The following is a 20,933-nucleotide window of genomic DNA, read 5'->3' as shown; positions in this document are numbered from 1 at the left end:
TACTTTATAACCCTAAACCATGTCTAAGTCTAATAAAAACATTCTTTTTTTAGCATTGATATTATTGATAGCCTTAATAGCTGCATATGGCAATCACTTTAACAATGGTTTTCATTTTGACGATTCGCATACCGTTATTGATAATGTTTACATCAGGGATATTAAAAACATACCGGCCTTTTATTCCAACCCCAAAATGTTCAGTGCCGATCCGGCGCATTGGGGCTTAAGGCCTTTAGTAAGCACAACATTGGCTATAGATTATAAATTGGGTGGTGGCTTAAACCCGTTTTACTTTCAGCTATCAACCTTTATATGGTTTACGTTACTGTGTGTGTTACTGTTTTTTATGTACAGAAATCTGCTTACCCAATCAAGCACCAATCAATGGACTGGCTATATCGCTTTAGGGGCAACGGCTTGGTACGCTTTACATACCGCTAATGCCGAAACGGTAAATTATGTAATTGCACGGTCGGATGTTTTATCAACCCTTTGTATTGTAGCTTCCTTTTTAATTTATGTAGCCTACCCTGCCAAACGCAAATGGTATTTATATATAATACCGGCCATAATAGGTGTATTTGCCAAAGAAACAGTGCTGATGCTGCTTATAATCCTGTTTTTTTATATTCTTTTGTTCGAAAACAACCTATCTATTGCCGATCTGTTTAAACTAAAAAATATAAAGCTGGTTTTTAATGCCATTATTAAAGTGTTGCCGCTTTTTGTAATTGTTGCTGCGGTACAGTTTTACACACTATCAAAGGTTACATCAATCCCCAATGTTACCAGCCCTTTGTTTTATTACCTGCTTACGCAATCATACGTGTGGCTGCATTATGTTTTCACTTTTTTTTTACCATCTAATTTAAGTGCCGATTCTGACTGGACCGTCATCCAAAACGCGTTTGACGAGCGAATAATTCTAGGATTAGTATTTATAGGTTTATTGATAGTTACCATTTTTAAAACATCGGTAAAAAAAGAAACCAGGCCTATAGCTTTTGGATTAATTTGGTTTGCAGCAGCATTGCTGCCAACATCCGTAATGCCATTTTCCGAAGTCACTAACGATCACCGGATGTTTTTTGCCTTTGTTGGTTTAGCGTTTAGCGTAGTTACTTTTATTGGCTTATGGCTTAAAAAATGGCAAAAGCAAATTGAAATCAGCAAAGGCTTACAGGTATTGGTAGGCACTTGTATTTTACTGGTTTTAGGCTTTAACGCATATGGCGTACACCAACGTAACAAAGTTTGGAAAGACGAAGAATCACTATGGCTCGATGTTACTTTAAAAAGCCCCTTAAACGGCCGCGGAGCTATGAACTACGCGTTAACATTAATGGCCAAAGGTGATTACAATAATGCCCTGGTATATCTTAACGAGGCTATGAAAACGATGCCCCGTTATAGCCTTTTATACATCAACATAGCAATTTTAAAGGGCGCTACCAATAAACCTGATGAAGCTGAAGCTAATTTTAAAACAGCCATACAGTGCGATGCCAACTCTTACAATGGTTATGTTTATTATGGCCGTTGGTTAAAACAGGTTGGGCGCTACACCGAGGCTATTGCAATGGCTCAAAAAGGACTTCAGATCAACCCTAATTCGGTTTTGGCATTACAGATATTGATGGGATGTTACAACCAATTGGGCCAGTGGGATCAATTGCGGCAAGCCGCAAATCAAACCTTAACGCTGGTACCTGGCGATGCAGGCGCGTTAACTTTTTTAGAAGCGGCCAAAACGCATACAACCGTTGTTGAAACTGGCCACCCAGGCAAACAACAGCCAACCGCGGCCGATTATTTAAACCAGAGCCTGGCCTTATATAACCAGCAAAAATATACGGAATGCATTGAGGCCTGCCAGCAAGCCCTAAAACTTAAACCAGACTATGCTGATGCTTACAGCAATATGGGAGCCGCCTATAACCAATTAAAACAATGGAACAAAGGTGTGGAGGCTTGTGAGCATGCTTTAAAAATTGACCCTAACCATAAACTGGCACATGGCAACTTAAACTGGGCTAAAAATCAGCTAACTAAAAAGTAAGGGTTATGGCTATTTGCTAATTATAATAAACACGCCGGTGAGTATAACAAGGGCACCAAAGCTTTGCTTTAAATTTAAAGTTTCGTTTAAAAAAAAGTGATTGGCCAGCAAAATAAATACAATGGATAACATGGTAACAAAAACGGTGATGGTAGTTGCCGTACCCGCCAGGTAAGGTATTTTTAAAAGGGTATTATTAATGAGGACAAAGGATATACGGGAGATTACAGCTAAGCTCATCGATAGAATAAACTTCCAGTTAATGATTAATAACAAAACATTGGCGGGTTTAAACAGGTTATTGGATATTAACTTTTTATCGCCCAATAAAACGATGGAGATACTGGTAGACAGGCAATGAATAATAATTAATACAAATGCTAAAAAGATCATTTTTGATGCGTTGGAGGTAACGTTAAATTTATTTGCTGACGACAGGGCCATTTTTATAAATGATATTAATTTGATTGAGCATACATTTTATGCAGCATTACAATTATACCCATAATTTACAATAGATTATCTTTATAACTTAACCCATATACGCGCGATATTAACCGGGCAAAGCCTCTCCCCCACATCATCTCGAACATACGAAGTTCATCCCGCTTTTTTTCGCCGTTGTTTATCAGTTCGGTTGTACCCGATCCGGTATGCAGGCGTCTGTTAACCAGTTTTTTATTAACGTATAAAAAGCTTCCTTCGCTTTTAGCTAATTCGTACCAGGCATACCAATCCAGTACACACTTATACTCTTCACGAAATTGAAAATCTCCGATCAAAGCCTTATTAAAGGTTACCGAAGGGCAGCATATAGGGTTGCCAAATGCAAGGATCCCTTTTTTAATAGTTTTATTTTTTATCCTGCTGATGAAAAAAAATGGTGCAAGTAAAACATTCTTAACCAGCGCGTTTACCGAAAACTTGCGGGGAACACCGCTAACTACATCGGTATAGTTTGTAAAAACGATGGATACATCCTGTCCGTTTTTATTCATCCTGCTAAAGCATATTTCGGCAAAAATACTGATATAAATATCATCCTGATGGGCAACCGTTACCCATTGAGTATCGGCTTTTAACAAGGCAAAGTTCCAGTTGTTGGCCGGGCCCTTATCATCAGTAATATTGATATGATAGGGTATGTTGTATGCGCTGGCTATGTTTTGTGTGAATGCCGTTGGAGTTGATGTGGCAATAATAATTTTGCTTTTTACAGTTTGAGCAAGCAAACTTTGTATACATGCTTCCAAGTAAGGTGATTCCTTGTAAACGGTTATAGCGAAGGTATGATCGGCCATATCAGATTATGAAAATAAATATAAATTATCTTTTTAAGCAAAATCACATAATCCATATCCAGATGTTTTTTGTTCTGCAATACATTTCGCCTACAGCACAAACTTAAAAAAATAAATAAAATTCAATATAAATGAATTGAGTACGGTGTTCCGGAATAGGTGTTTAAAATTCGTAGGCTTATATATCATTTTTATAAAGGGTGTTTTCACCCTTTATATTTATCTGTTTTTGATTTACTTTCACACAAATTAACTAAGCTTAGTTACAAGCTAATAATTTAATTAATGCTATAAAAACAACAATAAAATAAAATATATAATTATTTTAATATTTCATTTTATTTCTCATAAATTTAGTGCAGATTATGTTTAAACCTATACACTTATTTTTTGCACCTATACTGTTTTGCTTTATAGGTACTGTTACATCGGCTCAAACGATTGAGCGCAGTGTAGTAGCATCGGCCGCAGAAACCTTGCTGGGCCCCAATCCGGCTAATTTTACGATGAGTTATGTACTTGGCGAAGTTGTTGGCAATTTGCTACCTAACGCTGCTTATAGCTTGTTTTTAACAACAGGTTTTGTACAACCTGATGATGATCTGCAACAGATATTAAACCAGGATATCTCAAAATCCATCTTATTGTATCCTAATCCGGCATCCGGCAATACCGTAAAACTCGCTTTTAACAATTTGCCAGACGGGGTTTATATTATAGATATTATTGACCCTATTGGCAGGGTGCTTAAATCGCAAACGGTAACGTATCAAAACAATAACTTTTTTTACCTGCCGCTTGATATTTCACAGTTTAAAGGCGGCACCTATTTTATCAGAGTAAATAATGGGGTTGGTTTTAACGGCAGCGTTAAACTGATCAAAATTTAAAGAATAACCTTATCACAATACCATACTATAATACTATGAGAAAAAACCTACTCATTTTACTTATTTCACTATTTGCACTGTGCGGAACCGTTATGGCACAATCGCAGGCATTTAGATACCAGGCTGTTGCCCGGGGAACAAACGGGGGGCTGCTTGTTAACAAAACCTTCAATGTTAGGCTATCCATCCGCTCCGGATCTGCCAGTGGGACTATTGAGTACCAGGAAACCCAATCTATTACTACCGACGCCTTCGGATTATTCTCGTTAGAGGTAGGTAGTGGTACGGTAACTTCCGGAACCTATGCAGGGGTACAATGGGCAAGCGCGCAAAAATATATACAAACAGAGGTTGACCTTGGACAAGGATATTTACTAATGGGGGCATCTAAATTATTAAGCGTGCCCTATGCTATATATTCGTTTAATCCGGGTGGACCCAAAGGGGCTACAGGCGCAACTGGCCCCACCGGCCCACAAGGCCCTCAGGGAATACAAGGCGTTAATGGAATAAACGGACTTAATGGTAGTAATGGTAACAACGGCGTACAGGGTGTAACCGGACCTACCGGTGCCACTGGCACACAGGGTATTCAAGGTATTGCTGGCCCTACAGGCGCACAAGGTATTCAAGGCGTAACTGGAGCCAATGGCACTAACGGTACAACGGGCGCTACTGGCGCGCAGGGTATTCAAGGTACAACTGGGGCTACCGGAGCAGCAAGTACAGTGGCGGGCCCTACAGGTAGCCAAGGCATTACCGGACCTACCGGAAATCAGGGTATACAAGGTATTACTGGGGCTACCGGAAATCAAGGTATACAAGGTATTACCGGTGCTACCGGAAATCAAGGTATACAAGGTATTACCGGTGCAAATAGTACAGTGCCTGGGCCTACGGGTAGTCAAGGTATTACTGGACCTACGGGCAACCAAGGGGTACAAGGTGCAACGGGATCAACAGGTGCAACAGGCACTAATGGATCAACCGGATCAACAGGCGCTATTGGTTCAACCGGATCTACAGGTGCTACCGGTTCAACAGGTGCTACGGGAAATACTGGATCAACAGGCGCTACCGGTTCAACAGGCGCTATTGGAAATACTGGATCTACTGGTGCAACTGGATCTACTGGTGCAACTGGATCTACAGGTGCTACTGGTTCAACGGGTGCTATTGGAAATACTGGATCTACAGGCGCTACTGGTTCAACGGGTGCTATCGGTTCAACGGGTGCTATTGGAAATACTGGATCTACTGGTTCAACTGGTGCTACCGGTTCAACTGGTGCTACCGGTTCAACGGGTGCTATTGGAAATACTGGTGCAACTGGATCAACAGGTGCTACCGGTTCAACGGGTGTTATTGGAAATACTGGATCTACTGGTGCTACTGGTTCAACAGGTGCTACCGGTTCAACGGGTGCTATTGGATCTACTGGTGCAACAGGATCTACTGGTGCAACAGGATCAACGGGTGCGACTGGATCAACGGGTGCGACCGGATCTACTGGTGCTACTGGCATAACGGGTGCGACGGGATCAACAGGCGCTACAGGAAATACTGGTGTTACTGGTGCAACAGGTTCAACCGGTGCGACTGGCATAACGGGTGCGACGGGATCAACAGGCGCTACAGGAAATACAGGTGTTACTGGTGCGACAGGTGCGACTGGCATAACTGGCCCAACCGGTGATACTGGATCAACGGGTGCGACGGGATCAACAGGTGCTACAGGAAATACAGGATCAACCGGTGCGACTGGCGTAACTGGTCCAGCTGGTGCTACAGGATCAACGGGTGCAGGCTTTGCTAATGGTACTGGGGCCGGACAGGTTTACTTAACCGGAAGCACTCCATTTGCAGCACAAAGCCCGCAAACCATCACGGGTGATGTAACTATTACCTCTGGTGCTGTTACTGCAATAGCTAACAATACTACAGCTGGTAATAATATCATAACGGCATTAGGATCGGCTAACACAGGTACTATACCTGCTGCACGTTTAGGTACAAGTTCGGGTACGGCAACTAAATATTTAGATGGCACTGGCGTTTTCACGACCCCTACCGCCGGTGCTGCTGCCGCAGGAAGTTTAACCGGTACTACATTGGCAAGCAACGTAGTTAACGCAAGTATAACCACACTCTCGGCCCTTACAAGCAACGGCCTGGTTACCACCAGCGGCGGCACGGGTGCTTTAAGTGTAACAGCTACCACAGGCAGCGGCAACGTGGTTTTGGCCACCTCACCTACTTTGGTAACACCTACCTTGGGTACAATTGCCTCGGGTAACGGCGCCGCTTTAACAGGGCTGCAAAATATAGCAAATAACTCAACCGCAGGTAACTCCATTGTAACCGCTTTAGGCTCGGCAAGTGCTGGTACTACCGGTAGCGGCAACGTGGTAATGGCCAGCTCGCCTACTTTGGTAACACCAGCATTAGGTACACCAAGCGCATTGGTAGGTACAAATATTTCAGGCACAGCTGCCAACTTAACAGCGGGTAAAGCTACGATATTGGCCACCGCGCGTACTATAAATGGTGTCTCTTTTGATGGTAGTGCTAATATTACAGTTGGAGGTACACCTAATTATGGTACGCCTGTTATTGTTACCACAAGCTCAACTATAAGTGGCTCTGCAATTGTGTATGTGGTAAATGATGGCGTAACGGTAACCCTGCCCCTTGCATCAACAGCAGGGCAAATATTGGTAGTTTTGGATGGTACTAGTCAGTCTGTAGGCATAAACATACAAAGACAAGGCAGTAATACCATTACCGATTCTGTTCAGGGCTTAATTGGCGTTACCTCTGTAACAAATACGCAATTCCGTTTAGTAAGTGATGGTGCCGGCAAATGGTATAATTTCTAAAATAGAACGACCAACATAAAAAAGTCCCGGTTAACTAACATGTTAACCGGGACTTTTTTATACGATAAGTAATCCCATTTCGTGCATTGCCTCACCTTTCGCTACGGATCCGAACGTTTAATTATTTGCACATAGATAACCTATTTACACATTTAAGTTTTAGGCAACTTCTTTCAGCTTGCTTATTGACCGAATGATTGAATAGATGATTATTGAGAATGGAATGGTAGAATGCATAATTAACATTTAATAGTATGCATATTCTGATTGCTATTATATGCGCATATAATTAATCTACATACGATATTTACTCATTCGTACATAGCATATTAATCGCATTGCAGGTACAAAAAAAAGACCTCCATGTGGAGGTCTTTTAACTTTAAATCTGTTTTGTATTAATTTCTTGAGGGAAATAACCCCTCCATGGCTATACTGTAATTAATTGCCAAATAGGGTTGTAAAATAGGAATAGGAATATTGTTTCCGGCAAGCGCGTTAATAACGGTTCCGCCGCCGCCTGCGCTGCCACTAACGGTTATTGAACCTGGATTTAGCGCTGTGGTTGTACCTGTGGTTGCGTAAATACCCGCGGCACTACCCAGGCCGTGAGCACCTGCCAGGTAGCTGGTACCTGTTGCACCTGCAAGAACCGCAGTTCCAGCTGCATTTACCACATTCAAAGTAGCTGTAAGCGGGGTACCACCTCCACCGCCGCTTGGGGTAAAGGTAGCTACGTGTGTATGCGCGGGTAAATTAGCTTGTAATATATTAATACTTTCAGTACCCGTAACCTGGCCTATAACGTAATTTGATAAGCCAGGTCCGTGTCCTTGTGCTATCGCTACGCGGCCACGCAGATCTGGCAACACAAAGGTTTGCACGCCATCGCCGCCATAAGTGGTACCTATCAGTGCAAATAACGTGGTGTATTGCGATATTGACATAGTTTGTCCCTGGCAAAGCATCCAGCCTCTGGGCGGATAATTAAATCCAAATGATTGAATTTGTCCAATAAATGGTGAATCCATAATAAGTTTTTCTAATTTTTTAAATTGTTAAATTATTATTTACGCCAACGGACGTTAATTCCTTGATGGAAATATACCTTGTAAAGCAATACTGTAATTTATTGCCAGGTAAGGTTGCAAAATAGGTATAGGTAAGCCATTACCTGTAACTGCGTTGGTAACAGTACCACCACTACTGGCACCACCACCGGTAACTGTTATTGAACCTGCATTTAATGCTGTAAGTGTGCCTGTAGTTGCATATATACCTGCGGCAGTACCCAGGCCATGCGCACCTGCAAGATAGCTGGTGCCCGTAGCACCGGCTGTAATTGCGGTTCCAGCCGCATTTACTACATTCAAAGTAGCAGTAACAGCACCGCCACCACCGCCGCTTGGAGTAAACGTAGCAACGTGTGTGTGCGACGGCATATTACTTGTTAAAATGGAAACATTTTCGGTACCGGCTTTTTGCCCGATAACGTATGGCGATAAACCCAGCCCGTTACCAAAGCCAACAGCTACCCTGCCTTGTAGATCCGGTAATTGAAAAGTAGTTTGGCCGTTACCTCCATAATTAGTGCCAAGTAAAGAAAATAAGGCTGAGTACTGGCTAATTGACAATGTTTGTCCGGCGCAAAGCATCCACCCACGCGGGGCGAAGTTGAATGCAAACGTTTGAATTTGACCGACGTAAGGTGAATCCATAATAATTGATTTTTAAGGTTAAAGATTTGATTAGTATAATTAAATTTATATATTTTTATATAAATAAACAAATATAATTCACAATTTAATACAGGATTTACATCTTTAAAAAGGGGCAAAAACACCCTTTTTTTAATAATCATAGAATCGTATAAAAAATCAACAATTATTAAGTAATTGCTCAAAAAAAGATGCCTGGCTAAGTACTAACCAGGCATCTTTAACAAATAATAGGTACTACCTGCGCTGTGGATATATGCCGTTAACATTTAATAGCTTTTTCATTACGGCTATTCGTTATTATCGGCTCAGATAATATTAAGATCAATTATCTTACTTACATAAACACCTCGCCCACCCTAAAGCCCATATTAAATAATTTACTACCCGAAAAATAACCTTGCTGCATGCTCACTACATTTATTTTGATAAACTGCTTATTGATGCAGGCTACTATGATACCGTAAAGCTGGTCGGCATGTATGATTGTACCGGGTGGAAATTGCTGATCTTCGGGATTGTTTACATCGGCCGGGGCAACTTCCAGCAGGTATATTTTACTTTGCCTAATACTGGTGGCCGCGCCATTGTAATTAGGGTTGGCGGCATTAACCAGGTTTTCTATTTGGCTGGCTGTTTGTTGCTGCCAGTTGATGGTAAGCTGTGCCCCGGTTGGCCGCTTGAGGTAAAGATCGGGGTGGGCGCTTGTGGTTACGGGTTGTGGCTGCAAAGTACCAACACCATCTAATACCTTGGTTACGGCATCCGCGGCAAGCATACCTAAGCGCTGGGTATACAAACCATAGGTTTCGCCGGGATAAATAGGCATTTCTTCTGTGAGAAGAACAGGGCCTGCATCCAGTTCGCTTGTCATGATATGAATGCTGAAACCTCCGTTTTTTTCTCCGTTTTTGATCTGCCAAAAAACAGGATCGGCGCCTTTGTATTTGGGCAGCAAACCGCCATGAAAATTGATACAGCGGTTTGGCAGCCTGTTCAAAATGGCATCAGGTATCATCCACGAGAAGGTGAGCGTGAACAAGGCCTCGGGCTGGTATTTGGTTATCAGGGTATTGAGCTCTGTTTCGAGATCTTTTTTGGTTAGGATGTGCATTTCATCGGCAGTAAAGCCAACGCTTTGTAATATGGGAATAATGCGTGGGGCCACCTTATCGGTAAAGGCTATGGCGGCCAGGTTATTTTGCTGTTTGAGTTTTAAGAGCGCCGGTATGCCCAATACATCAGAACAGCAGAGCATGAGTATCTTTTTCATGTTATATACACAGATAAGGGTTGTTCCAACCGGCAGCAATTCCGGTAGTAAGGGGGCGCATTTTCTCCACATCTAAATCAAAAGCCCGCTGTTGGGTTAATGGTTTTGTAGTAAATGTGGTTTCGCCAGCTTTGATATCGTTTTGTAGAATAGTGACCGGGGTTGTATCGCTGTGTTGCTGCCCGGTGTGAAACATATTGCTTGTGTTTAGTTGAGAATGTATTTGCAACCATAAATCAGAGTTGGTGGTTGCCTTTAAAGCAGCGTTTGTTATATTTTGGCCGGTTTGTAATCCTAAATGATAAAATGCTTTTGATGGTAACAATTGGGGAGCATTGCTAAATAGCTGGGTGGTATAAATAGTGATATCGGCGTTAAGCGGTGCAAACGGGCTAAGTAAATAAGGCAAACCCAATACTTTTGTTTTGTGGTGCCAGCCGCGGGCTACAAACTCGTTGAGGAATAGGCTGGTTTCGCCGCCGCAAAAGGTGGCGAAGATGAAATCGGGCTGGTATTGCTCCAGGAATGGGAAAATAACATCCATGTTTGAAAGCTGGCCCGGTGGCGGCATAGGCGGTACCGAGAATGACCACTGAGCGGTAGGATCGGCAGCCATCATACCCTCATGAAACATATGCGAAAAGCTGTAACCTGCATCGTAAACAGAACTGATGTACATACCTTTTTTACCGAATGTGCTTACTCCCCAATGCCCTAACGCGTAAGCGTGCTGCCATAAATGGGGCGAATTGAAGAATACACATTCATTCAGCCTATCAATAGCGGGTATGTGAGCCCCGAGGTTATTAACCAGTAATGGCTTTTGAGGCTCTCTGAACTTATCAGCCATTTCGCGGACTACATTGTTCGAAATGATGCCTGTAACAAGGTCTACATCATCATAATTAAAAAACTTATTGATGGCGCTTTCGTTAAGTTTGGTATCGCCATTACTAACAAATTCTTTTGCTATTTCAACTTCTACACCGGCATTCCGCAAGGGGGTCAAACCTTCTTTAAGTCCTTTTTCAAAATCTTTACCAACAGGGAATATAGTTGAAGATGGCAGCAGCAGGCCAATATTTATAGTATCCATACAGTGTATAGCTTCGGTTTAATTTAGTAAATTTTGGTTATGATATGGCGTTAAAGGCTATTTATTTTTTACTGATCCGAAATTATAGCCTACCGAAAAACGCACTACGCCCGAGAGCGGATTGGTGCTTTGGTTTGACGCCAGGTACGACAGATCGAGCTTAAAATCAGACGAACGGAACCCCGCTCCGAAGGTGATATACTGCCTTCCGCCTTTGTTAGCATTCTCGTAAAACACACCCGCCCTAATGGCAAATTGTTTTTGATACCAGTACTCCAAAGCGGGCGAAAAGCTGATCTCCTGCATTTCTTCGCTAAAGCCACCAGGGGCATCGCCGAATGAACTGAAAATGCCGGATACCACTGATTTATTATCATCCGTACCCGAAATAATATTTCCGGAAGCATCACGCAATGGCGGGGTTGGTACCAGTAGTTTATTTACATCAAAGGCCAGGGTAAAATCGTTCATATCATCAATTACAAAGTTTTTGGCCACACCCAGCTTTAAGTTTGTTGGCAAAAAATACTGTTGTCCACCGGGAGTATAGCTCATTTTGGTACCTATGTTTGAGATATTGGCACCAAAAGAAAATGAATTGCTGGTGTAATACATAGATACATCGGCAGCTACGGCATTAGCCGCCTGGGATTGCACACTGCCCTGAGTTAGGCTGGAGTGAATATAACGCGCGGTTAAACCAAGCGAAAGCTCTTTACCAAACTTACGGGCTATAGAAACATCGAACGAAAATTCGTTTGGCCTTAGCGTACCTAATGAATTGATGTTATCATCATAACTATCAACCTTGCCTAAATTAAAGTAACGCAGCGAGGCACCAATAGTGTTACGATCATCTAAACGGTTAACATAGCTAAGATAGGCCAGGTTAACATCACTGTAAAGGCGACGCATCCAGGGGCTGTATGATAATGATAGCTCTCTTGATTCGTCGATAAAAGCCAGCTTTGATGGGTTCCAGTAGGTTGAACTGGCATCGGGTGAGGTGGCTGCACCGGCATCTGCCAAACCACCGGCACGTGCATCGGGCGAAATAGTTAGGAATGGCACCGCTGTTACTATGGCGTTTGATTTGCTGCCGTTTGTATTAAAGCTTGACGTTTGTGCAATACCGGCAACCGATATACTTAATAATATTAATGATAGGTAAAGGTGTTTCATTTGAAATTGTGATAGGTTTAATATCATAGCGGGTTTTTGGTTACAACCAATTATCTTTTTGCCCCAACCAAATACGCTGTTAAATATAATTACTAAAATATTCAACTCCTAATAAAATTGCAGGTCGAATAAAATATTATACAATTAGGCTTTATAAACATAAATAAAAATGTTTAGTAAACCACGCTCATTAACACAAGTAAAAAAAAGCATAGGGCAATGCTCTTTTGTATATATGTTGTTTTTATACTCTACAAGGGGTAAAATACACTTTTACTAAACACCTGTAATAGTATATATTTTATGTGGATACTAATAGGGTGAAAAGGCCCTTTTGATAAAATAAAAATATTAAAAAAACAGCTTTAATTTGAACTATAATATATAATTTTATAATACCTGTTATCACAAGTATATGCGTTAAACCTAAACCTTATCAAATTATGAAACCAGAAGTTATTTATTATTTAGTGCTGGCACTGCAAATTGTGCTGGTAATTTATCTGCAAAAAAAGTATCATGTATTGTGTAACGACAGTACATCGCACCCAAAACCTTACAGTTTTAGTCGCTGGCAGTTAGTATGGTGGACATTTATTATACTGGCTACCTTTATATCGGTAATTATAGCTACCGGCAAAATTCCCGATTTTGGCCAAAGCACTTTAATATTGCTCGGTATCGGATCAATCACAACGGTAACTGCCAGCTTAATAGATCTTAGTGATGATGATAACGCTAATGCCGCCGCGGCTGCAAATGCTGTTGTGGCAGTAGCTGCTGCTACCACGCCGCCAACAGGCACAGACCCCGCAGTGCCAGATGCCGCACCCACTACTGTAGTTGTTGTTACTCCACCCGTACCTTTAAAAGCCCGGGATATTAAAAGATCCAACTTTTTATTAGATATATTATCAGACAAAAACGGGATCAGTATACACCGTTTACAGGCATTTATATTTAACCTGGTGTTTGGTTTGTGGTTTATTTATACATCTGTACAGCAGATTAAGCTAATTAATACGTTAACCTTACAAAAGGTTATTGATGGCGTTATGCCGGTTGTAACCAATAATAACCTGATACTTTTGGGTATGAGCGCCGGTTTGTATACCGCATTAAAATCAACAGAAAACAAATAAAGTATATGGTTATTGGTTTTGCCCGCCTAAATATTGATGTGCCCCATTTTAACGATGCGGGCACATCAATAAATAAGAAATGGCTCCCTCATTATAACACACAAGGTTACGAAGGTAGCTGGGATGTTTTAACACTACGATCGCCGGGGGGCGATGCGGATAACATTAACGCGGAATTGTTGGGCAATGATGCTTACGCGGATACACCCAATATGGAAGCTTTTCCGTTGGTTAAAAAATTAATTGATACCTTACATTGCGACGTGATGACGGTTAGATTGCTTAACCTGAAGGCTGGCGCGGTAATTAAACAGCACCGTGATTTTGAACTTGCTTTTGAAAAGGGCGAAGCCCGGCTACATTTCCCGGTGGCGACCAATAACGCGGTTGAGTTTTATGTAAATGATTTGAGGGTGAGCATGCTGCCCGGCGAATGTTGGTACATTAATGCCAATTTGCCCCACCGCGTAGCAAACTACGGCAGTACCGACAGGATACATTTGGTTGTTGATTGCAAGGTGAACAACTGGCTTACAGATGTATTTACAGCAGCCGAAAAAACTGAGTTTGAAGAGCCCGTAAACCTCGAACAAACCTTACGGGTGATACAAGGCTTAAGAATGCACCAAACTGAGACAGCAAACAACCTGGCTGATAAATTAGAACTTGAACTGAAAAGCGCTAACCTGATATAGCATTGAACCACAACTTACACCCACTGCAAAACTGGATACCTTACAAACTTAGCCACACTAATAACGAGGTACAATGCCATTGGCTTAATACTTTTAATAAAAAATTTGCAGAGCCTTTTTTTGATGAAACCATTACAGCATGCAAGAGCTTGTTGCGATTGAATGTTTACCGCGAATCGGTTAGTGATCTGGATGCGATGGTTGATTGGTCGGGCGGGTTTGAGGAGGTTGCCCCTACCGCTATTATTTTTCATATATCGAGATGTGGATCTACCTTAATTTCGCAGCTTTTGGGGACGATGGAAGAAAATATATCGTTAGCGGAAGTTCCTTTTTTTGATGATATATTGAGATTACCTTACAAAAACAACGATTATCGCGAGCAAGCTATTGAAACCTTGCTTAAAGCATCGTTAAAGTTTTATGGGCAGGTTAGAAACGGGAAGGAAAGGCATTTATTTATCAAGACCGATAGCTGGCACATTTTGTTTTACAAACAGTTGCGCAGGCTTTACCCCGATGTTCCGTTTATTTTGTTGTACCGCAGGCCAGATGAAGTTTTAAATTCGCATACCAAGTTATGGGGGGTACAGGCTGTACCGGGATTAATTGAACCGGAATTATTTGGCTTTAAGCACAAAGAAATAGCCAACCTAAGCCTTGATGAATATACTGTTAAAGTGCTGGAAAGTTATTTAAAAATGTACCTTGAAGTAACCGAAAACGACAAGCTAAGTTTGCTGGTTAGCTACAGCGAAGGAATTATACCCATAATGAATAAGATAGCCCGCTTTAGCAACATCACGATAAGCGAAGCAGACCTGCAAAAAATGCAGGAACGTAGCGGCTACCACTCCAAACATCCCGGCAAGGTGTTTAGCCAGGATCAGCCTAAAGATATGCCTGACTTTTTGAGTAAGGCTTTTAAGTTGTATAATGCGGTGGAAGCGAAAAGAGTAAGCGGCTAGTTTGGCGTGTTGTGGTTTATTATTCCAGGTATTGCTTTACAAAATCCATCAATTTATCAACAGATTGTTGTAACGTTTCGATGTGTGTATTGATCTGTAAATCGTGATCAATTGGTGCATCGTAGGTGTCGTTTATCCCCGTAAGGTTATAAATTTTATTGGGATGCTCGTTGGGTAACAGCGCCCTTTTATACAAACCTTTGGTATCGCGTTTAAGCAGTTCGTCTATGTCGCAATTTATCCATACGGTTTTAACACCGTAGTTAGTTTTAAGCTCATGGCGCACTTGCTGGTATGGGTTAATGGCGGCTATAATAACAACTGATGTTTGTGGGGCGAGTTGGGCGGCTACCTTACCCAAGCGACGGATATTCTCTTGCCTGTCGGCTTTAGAAAAGCCCAGGTCTTTACATAAAGTATTGCGGTAGGTATCGCCATCAATAATCTCCACAGTATGGTTCTGCTGCTCCATTAATTGCTTAAAACGCGTAGAGATGGTGGTTTTCCCTCCGCCGGATAAGCCTGTAAATTGAATAATGAGCATTTAACAAAGCTATAAAAATAGGGATGAGATTTGCGAAGGCGAAGTTTTTTTTGTACCTTGTAGGGAAGAAGACCCAAGATGCAGAGATTAAGATTCTATTGAGAAATTATTTAAAGAGCGAGTTTAAAAGCGAAAAAAAATCTTACTTTATCCCCCCTTTCTCAATGATCGAATCGCTGAAGGATTTTGAATTGCGGAGATTAAGTTGTTAAATAAATCCCCCTTATTATTGGGTTATTAAGGTTATCCATTTCGCAGTTCCATTTTACCGATACATCTTCGATAAATCCAAAATCCAAACACATCTTCCATTTTACCTGCTACATCTTCCCATCAAAAACCTTACCTTTGCATCAAAGCGAACCGTTCTATCGCTGCATGGCGACGTGCGGAGGAAAGTCCGGGCAACATAGAGCATCCTGCTTCCTAACGGGAAGGCGCCTTCAGTGGGCGACGGCAAGTGCCACAGAGAATATACCGCCTGTGTTTACACGGGTAAGGGTGAAAACGTGAGGTAAGAGCTCACGGCTTTGCATGGCGACATGTATTGCGGTAAACCCCAGGAGTTGAAAAACCAAATAGGTCCCGAAAGTGAGGCTGCTCGCTTCCGTGTGGTGCTTAGGCATCAACGTTGGGATGGGTAGGTTGATAGAGCCGGTTAGCAATGGCCGGACCAGATTAATGATAGAAGCTCTCCGCAAGGAGAATACAGAACCCGGCTTACAGGTTTGCTACTGGAACTTTCAGTCCCCTTTTCGGTAACGGAAAGGGGACTGATTTTTTTATTCATTTTGATAAAACCATTCCCCCGGTTTTGTGTTTAGTTTTCTATACAAAAAGATTTAACTTAGTTGCGTACTTAACCCTACCTATTAAAACTATTACAATTTATGTCAAAGATCCTGATAATTGACGACGAACGGGCGATCAGAAATACACTCCGCGAGATTTTAGAATACGAAGACTACCAGGTTGATGATATAGACAACGGTATTGATGGTTTAGAACTCATTACCCGTAATGATTACGATTTGGTATTGTGCGACATCAAGATGAACCGCATGGATGGTATGGAAGTGTTATCCGAAGGTTTATTGATCAGGCCAGATCTTCCTTTTATTATGATAAGCGGCCATGGCACGGTTGAAACCGCAGTTGAGGCCAGCAAAAAAGGCGCTTTCGATTTTATATCAAAACCACCCGATCTTAATCGTTTGCTGATCACGGTACGTAATGCGCTCGACAGAGGTTCGTTAGTTACCGAGACCAAGATATTAAAGAAGAAGACATCCAAAACCCGCGAAATATTGGGTAACTCGCAGGCTATTGGTAAGATCAAAGAAACGATTGACCGTGTTGCCCCTACCGATGCACGGGTATTGGTTACTGGCGCCAATGGTAGCGGTAAAGAATTGGTTGCCCGCTGGCTGCACGAAAAATCGCAACGGAGCAACGCGCCTTTAATTGAGGTAAATTGCGCGGCTATCCCTTCGGAGTTAATTGAGAGCGAGCTGTTTGGTCACGAAAAAGGTTCCTTTACTTCGGCCATTAAACAACGGATAGGTAAGTTTGAATCGGCAAGTGGCGGTACTTTGTTTTTAGATGAGATTGGCGACATGAGCCAATCGGCCCAAGCCAAAGTATTGCGTGCCTTACAGGAGAATAAAATTACCCGCGTAGGCGGCGAAAAAGAAATAGATGTTGATGTACGCGTTATTGCGGCAACCAACAAAGACCTGCTTAAAGAAATTGAGGCCGGTAACTTCAGGATGGACTTATACCACCGCCTGAGTGTGATATTGATACATGTACCACCGTTGGTTGAGCGTAAGGATGATATTAGCATCATAGCTCAAAGCTTTTTAGAAGAGATCTGTACCGATTATGGTATGCCGGTTAAAAAGCTATCAGATGCGGGTTTGGAAGCTTTAAAAGCTTTACCGTGGACGGGTAATATCCGTGAGTTGCGCAACATGATCGAACGTTTGATCATTTTGAGCGACAAGACCATCACCGATGCTGATGTAAGGGCATTTGCCAATCCATCGGCCCCTGTTGCGGCAACGGCGACTGGTTCGTCACAGCCAGATTTTGACCAGTTTAAAAACTTCCAGGAATACAAGGATTTTGCCGAACGCGAGTACATCAAATTCAAGTTGGAAAAAAACAACTGGAATGTATCCAAAACGGCAGATGATATTGATATTCAGCGCAGTCACCTGTATAGTAAAATTGAGAAATACGGATTGAAGCGTGGTGAGCAGTAAGAGCCCCTGAATTTTAAACCAAGAGCTTTGAATAAAAGCGTCACTATAAATGTAGTGGCGCTTTTATGATTTACGATCTCCGATTGTTCAAAACATTGTTTGATTTAAATTTGATTTTACTAATATTTTTAGCAAATTTGAATCATGAATCAGAATTCCATAGAGGTACGTACCGAAGCGCGGGTGTTGTTTGTGGATATGAACAGTTTTTTTGCTCGTTGCGAGCAGCAGGTAAATTACTGGCTGCGCGGCAGGCCTTGCGGAGTTTGTGTTTACACCGGCAAGTATGGCTGTGTGATATCATTATCTACCGAAGCAAAAGCGCTTGGTTTAAAAGCTGGTTCGCGTTTGAATGATGTGATGGCCGCCTGCCCGGAATTTATCCCGATAGAGAGCAACCCTACCCGTTACCGGGAGTACCATGTGAAGATCATTAACGTATTGAAGGAATATTGCGATGATGTGGTACCCAAAAGTATTGACGAGGCTATTATTAACCTCAATAACTATAAACTGATCCATCCCGACCCGGTGATGGTTGCCCGCAATATTAAGCGCGATATATTAAAAAAGGTTGGCGATTTTTTGGAATGCTCCATTGGTGTGGCACCCAATGCTTTTTTGGCCAAACTGGGATCGGTAGTAGGGAAAAAGAAGGGTGGTTTGCAGGTGATTGACCAACATAACATTGACGAAGTTTTAAAAACCCTACGCTTAGGCGACCTGCCGGGCATTGGCGCCAACATGAGTTACCGGCTGGAACGTTGCGGCGTGAACACGCCATTACAAATGCGCCATACATCTCCTGACCGTTTAAAGGCTATTTTTAAAAGCATTGAAGGTATATACTGGCACTACAGGCTCAACTTTATAGAAACCAACATTGCCGCCCAGGATTACCGGGGTATGCAGGCCATGCGGCAGATATCCGCTGAAAAGCGTGAAACGGAAGGCTACATTGACCAACTGTTTATGACGCTTTGTTTAACTCTCGAAAAACGCATGGTACGCCACAATTTTTATTGCAAAGCCATTGGCTTTACCGCCAGCTATACCGACGGTACACGCTGGGATGATGCCTTTAAGGTGAGCATCCCTATACAGGACGCCATTAGCCTGATGCGGATGATACGCAAGCGCATTGCTAAGTTTGAAGAAATGACTAAAGGCGATGCCATTATGAATAATCGTATCAGCAGTATGCGGGTGGGTGTAACCAACTTTGTTGATAATAGCAATGTGCTTTACAGCCTTTTTGAGGATGTTGACCGTAACGAAGCCGCCCGTAAAACCATGCACCAGATAAAAGATAAATTTGGACAGGATAAACTGGTACGCGCCGTTGAAATGACAGACGGTAAGGTGATTAAGGATGTGATAGGATTTGGATCGGTAAAGGATTTGACCAGTATGGATTACGCGAGGGTGCCGAGGTATTGAGAAAATCGATCTTAAAATATTTCAGAAAATCACTTTTAATATTTATTATTACGAACAACAACCTTTACTCATCTCAATTATGGAAGACAACCTTTCAATACCTGCCACCAAAGCGAGCTTTTGCAGTTCATGCTACACCAAAGTTAATGAGGCTGATGCCTATTGTGATAATTGTGGTTATCCATTAAAGGGCACCGAAATAGAACAACAAAATTTTATTACAAATAGGAATGTTAAAGAAATCGATCTGGAAGATTATAATAAGAAAATAAAAAGTGCAGGTAATGCCTTATATTGGGTTGCTATAGCCTGTGTTTTATCGGGCATTATATTGTATGCTACTGCCGCCGTAGATGCCGAACAAAAATTTGCCACATTAATAACCAACCTGATATTGGCAATAATATTTATTGCTCTGGGGGTTTGGAGCCGTAAAAAGCCATTCGCAGCACTTGTATCTGGCGCTTGCTTGTATGCCATTATATTGATATTGAATGCTATCCAAAACCCATTATCTATCATATCAGGCATTATCATAAAAATTATAATTATCGGGGCATTTATTAAAGGAATTAGATCGGCAATTGAAGCCGAAAAAATCAAGAAAGAATTAAATATTGACTGATATCATTTTACAACAGGATTTACCCGAAGAATACGTTTGCATACAATGCAGTGAACCCATCGCCCTAAACAGCCGGTTTTGTAAACATTGTGGCTCCACGCAAAAAGTGGAAGATGAATATACCATTAGCGGTTGGAACAGGGTAAAACAAGCTGCCTTGTTTTATGCGTTTGATATTATTATTTGTGCCATAGCATCGTTTATTGATGCTTTTAAAACTTTAACCTGGTCTATAATTTTTGATGTATTATTGGCGATTATAGCAATCACCTTTTTTTGTGATAACTGGTCGAAAAATAAATCACTATTAAAATGGCCCGATTTCTCCTTTCTTAAACTGCTGGGCTACGGAGCCGGGGCAATTGTTACATCACTAATTGTGAGTTATTGCGTAGGATGGTTAAACCACACCATTTTTTCGAAGGAATTTTATTATTACGGTTTTTATGCCAATCAGAAATATGCGGCTTTGATCATGATATTTTTCACTGCCGTAATGCCGGCCCTATTTGAAGAGTTAGCTTACCGCGGTTACCTGCTTCAAAACTTATTAGGCGTTGCCGATCATAAACAAGCTATATTTATTACCTCGTTTTTGTTTGCTATTTTACACATGTCTTTTTTATCACTGTTCTGGCTCATTCCATTTGCGTTGCTACTGGGCTACATACGTATCAAAGAAAAAACGTTGTGGTACGGTGTATTCATTCACTTTTGTTTTAATTTAACAGTTTGTGTTATGGAATTGTGGAAATACAGGTAACAAACCATCTCTGTTTATCTTATTGCCGCATCTCACTTTCTTGATAACTCCATTCCATAATATCCCCTAAAAAACCTACTTTTGCGAT

At 41.8% G+C, this 20,933-nt stretch carries 18 protein-coding genes and 1 other RNA gene; 11 read left to right on the top strand and 8 right to left on the bottom strand.

All coding sequences use genetic code 11. From position 1 onward, the window contains the following. Positions 1 to 19 precede the first annotated feature (19 nt). Positions 20 to 2,062 (top strand): tetratricopeptide repeat protein, encoded by a 2,043-nt coding sequence (locus ABIN91_RS17450; RefSeq protein WP_348052638.1) that lies wholly within the window; start codon positions 20 to 22, stop codon positions 2,060 to 2,062. A 9-nt stretch (positions 2,063 to 2,071) separates the two neighbouring features. Here the strand turns inward: ABIN91_RS17450 and ABIN91_RS17445 are convergent, their stop codons facing one another. Together ABIN91_RS17445 and ABIN91_RS17440 are read right to left on the bottom strand one after the other, a co-directional pair. After that, the gene (locus ABIN91_RS17445; RefSeq protein ID WP_348052637.1) at positions 2,072 to 2,506 is read right to left on the bottom strand and encodes a hypothetical protein; all 435 of its coding nucleotides are present in this window, start codon (positions 2,504 to 2,506) and stop codon (positions 2,072 to 2,074) included. A gap of 65 nt (positions 2,507 to 2,571) precedes the next feature. Then, positions 2,572 to 3,363, bottom strand: a complete 792-nt coding sequence (locus tag ABIN91_RS17440) for a glycosyltransferase (RefSeq protein WP_348052636.1) — start codon at positions 3,361 to 3,363, stop codon at positions 2,572 to 2,574. Positions 3,364 to 3,728: 365 nt separating this feature from the next. Between ABIN91_RS17440 and ABIN91_RS17435 the strand changes: the two genes are divergently transcribed. Then, positions 3,729 to 4,253 (top strand): T9SS type A sorting domain-containing protein, encoded by a 525-nt coding sequence (locus tag ABIN91_RS17435; protein WP_348052634.1) that lies wholly within the window; start codon positions 3,729 to 3,731, stop codon positions 4,251 to 4,253. Positions 4,254 to 4,288: 35 nt separating this feature from the next. Beyond that, complete coding sequence (locus ABIN91_RS17430; RefSeq protein ID WP_348052632.1) at positions 4,289 to 7,132, top strand: hypothetical protein; 2,844 nt, start codon at positions 4,289 to 4,291, stop codon at positions 7,130 to 7,132. A gap of 398 nt (positions 7,133 to 7,530) precedes the next feature. On the opposite strand, the gene ABIN91_RS17425 is transcribed toward ABIN91_RS17430, so the two are convergent. The 5 genes from ABIN91_RS17425 to porV all read right to left on the bottom strand — a co-directional run bounded on the left by ABIN91_RS17425 (position 7,531) and on the right by porV (position 12,401). Continuing rightward, positions 7,531 to 8,163: a tail fiber protein gene (locus tag ABIN91_RS17425; RefSeq protein WP_348052630.1), complete on the bottom strand. Its 633-nt coding sequence runs from the start codon at positions 8,161 to 8,163 to the stop codon at positions 7,531 to 7,533. 54 nt (positions 8,164 to 8,217) lie between these two features. Beyond that, positions 8,218 to 8,850 (bottom strand): tail fiber protein, encoded by a 633-nt coding sequence (locus tag ABIN91_RS17420; RefSeq protein WP_348052629.1) that lies wholly within the window; start codon positions 8,848 to 8,850, stop codon positions 8,218 to 8,220. Between the two features lie 337 nt (positions 8,851 to 9,187). Beyond that, positions 9,188 to 10,123 carry a formyltransferase family protein gene (locus ABIN91_RS17415; RefSeq protein ID WP_348052627.1) on the bottom strand — a complete coding sequence of 312 codons (936 nt, stop codon included), beginning with the start codon at positions 10,121 to 10,123 and terminating at the stop codon, positions 9,188 to 9,190. A 1-nt stretch (position 10,124) separates the two neighbouring features. Next, positions 10,125 to 11,219 carry an ABC transporter substrate-binding protein gene (locus ABIN91_RS17410; RefSeq protein ID WP_348052625.1) on the bottom strand — a complete coding sequence of 365 codons (1,095 nt, stop codon included), beginning with the start codon at positions 11,217 to 11,219 and terminating at the stop codon, positions 10,125 to 10,127. A 57-nt stretch (positions 11,220 to 11,276) separates the two neighbouring features. Continuing rightward, positions 11,277 to 12,401: a type IX secretion system outer membrane channel protein PorV gene (gene porV / locus ABIN91_RS17405; protein WP_348052623.1), complete on the bottom strand. Its 1,125-nt coding sequence runs from the start codon at positions 12,399 to 12,401 to the stop codon at positions 11,277 to 11,279. Positions 12,402 to 12,844: 443 nt separating this feature from the next. Between porV and ABIN91_RS17400 the strand changes: the two genes are divergently transcribed. Genes ABIN91_RS17400 through ABIN91_RS17390 form a run of 3 tightly spaced genes read left to right on the top strand, consistent with a single transcriptional unit; the run spans position 12,845 to position 15,206 of the window. Beyond that, positions 12,845 to 13,543, top strand: a complete 699-nt coding sequence (locus ABIN91_RS17400) for a hypothetical protein (protein WP_348052622.1) — start codon at positions 12,845 to 12,847, stop codon at positions 13,541 to 13,543. 5 nt (positions 13,544 to 13,548) lie between these two features. Beyond that, positions 13,549 to 14,238, top strand: a complete 690-nt coding sequence (locus tag ABIN91_RS17395) for an aspartyl/asparaginyl beta-hydroxylase domain-containing protein (protein WP_348052620.1) — start codon at positions 13,549 to 13,551, stop codon at positions 14,236 to 14,238. Positions 14,239 to 14,240: 2 nt separating this feature from the next. Further along, entirely contained in the window at positions 14,241 to 15,206 is a 966-nt protein-coding gene (locus ABIN91_RS17390) for a hypothetical protein (protein WP_348052618.1), read from the top strand. Between the two features lie 19 nt (positions 15,207 to 15,225). Here the strand turns inward: ABIN91_RS17390 and cysC are convergent, their stop codons facing one another. Beyond that, positions 15,226 to 15,750, bottom strand: a complete 525-nt coding sequence (gene cysC, locus ABIN91_RS17385; protein ID WP_348052616.1) for an adenylyl-sulfate kinase — start codon at positions 15,748 to 15,750, stop codon at positions 15,226 to 15,228. Between the two features lie 355 nt (positions 15,751 to 16,105). Between cysC and rnpB the strand changes: the two genes are divergently transcribed. The 5 genes from rnpB to ABIN91_RS17360 all read left to right on the top strand — a co-directional run bounded on the left by rnpB (position 16,106) and on the right by ABIN91_RS17360 (position 20,845). Then, positions 16,106 to 16,489, top strand: an RNA gene (gene rnpB / locus ABIN91_RS17380) — RNase P RNA component class A. A 151-nt stretch (positions 16,490 to 16,640) separates the two neighbouring features. Further along, complete coding sequence (locus ABIN91_RS17375) at positions 16,641 to 18,017, top strand: sigma-54 dependent transcriptional regulator (RefSeq protein WP_348052614.1); 1,377 nt, start codon at positions 16,641 to 16,643, stop codon at positions 18,015 to 18,017. 144 nt (positions 18,018 to 18,161) lie between these two features. Next, positions 18,162 to 19,457: a DNA polymerase IV gene (locus ABIN91_RS17370; protein ID WP_348052612.1), complete on the top strand. Its 1,296-nt coding sequence runs from the start codon at positions 18,162 to 18,164 to the stop codon at positions 19,455 to 19,457. A gap of 79 nt (positions 19,458 to 19,536) precedes the next feature. After that, the gene (locus ABIN91_RS17365; protein ID WP_348052610.1) at positions 19,537 to 20,082 is read left to right on the top strand and encodes a hypothetical protein; all 546 of its coding nucleotides are present in this window, start codon (positions 19,537 to 19,539) and stop codon (positions 20,080 to 20,082) included. Then, entirely contained in the window at positions 20,075 to 20,845 is a 771-nt protein-coding gene (locus tag ABIN91_RS17360) for a CPBP family intramembrane glutamic endopeptidase (protein WP_348052608.1), read from the top strand. The genes ABIN91_RS17365 and ABIN91_RS17360 overlap by 8 nt, the downstream gene beginning before the upstream one ends. Positions 20,846 to 20,933 lie beyond the last annotated feature (88 nt).

Origin of the sequence: Mucilaginibacter sp. (genome assembly GCF_039921305.1) — a bacterium.
GTDB lineage: Bacteria > Bacteroidota > Bacteroidia > Sphingobacteriales > Sphingobacteriaceae > Mucilaginibacter.
Note: the sequence above shows the minus strand (reverse complement) of the source record. Positions and strands in the feature narration are given on the sequence as shown.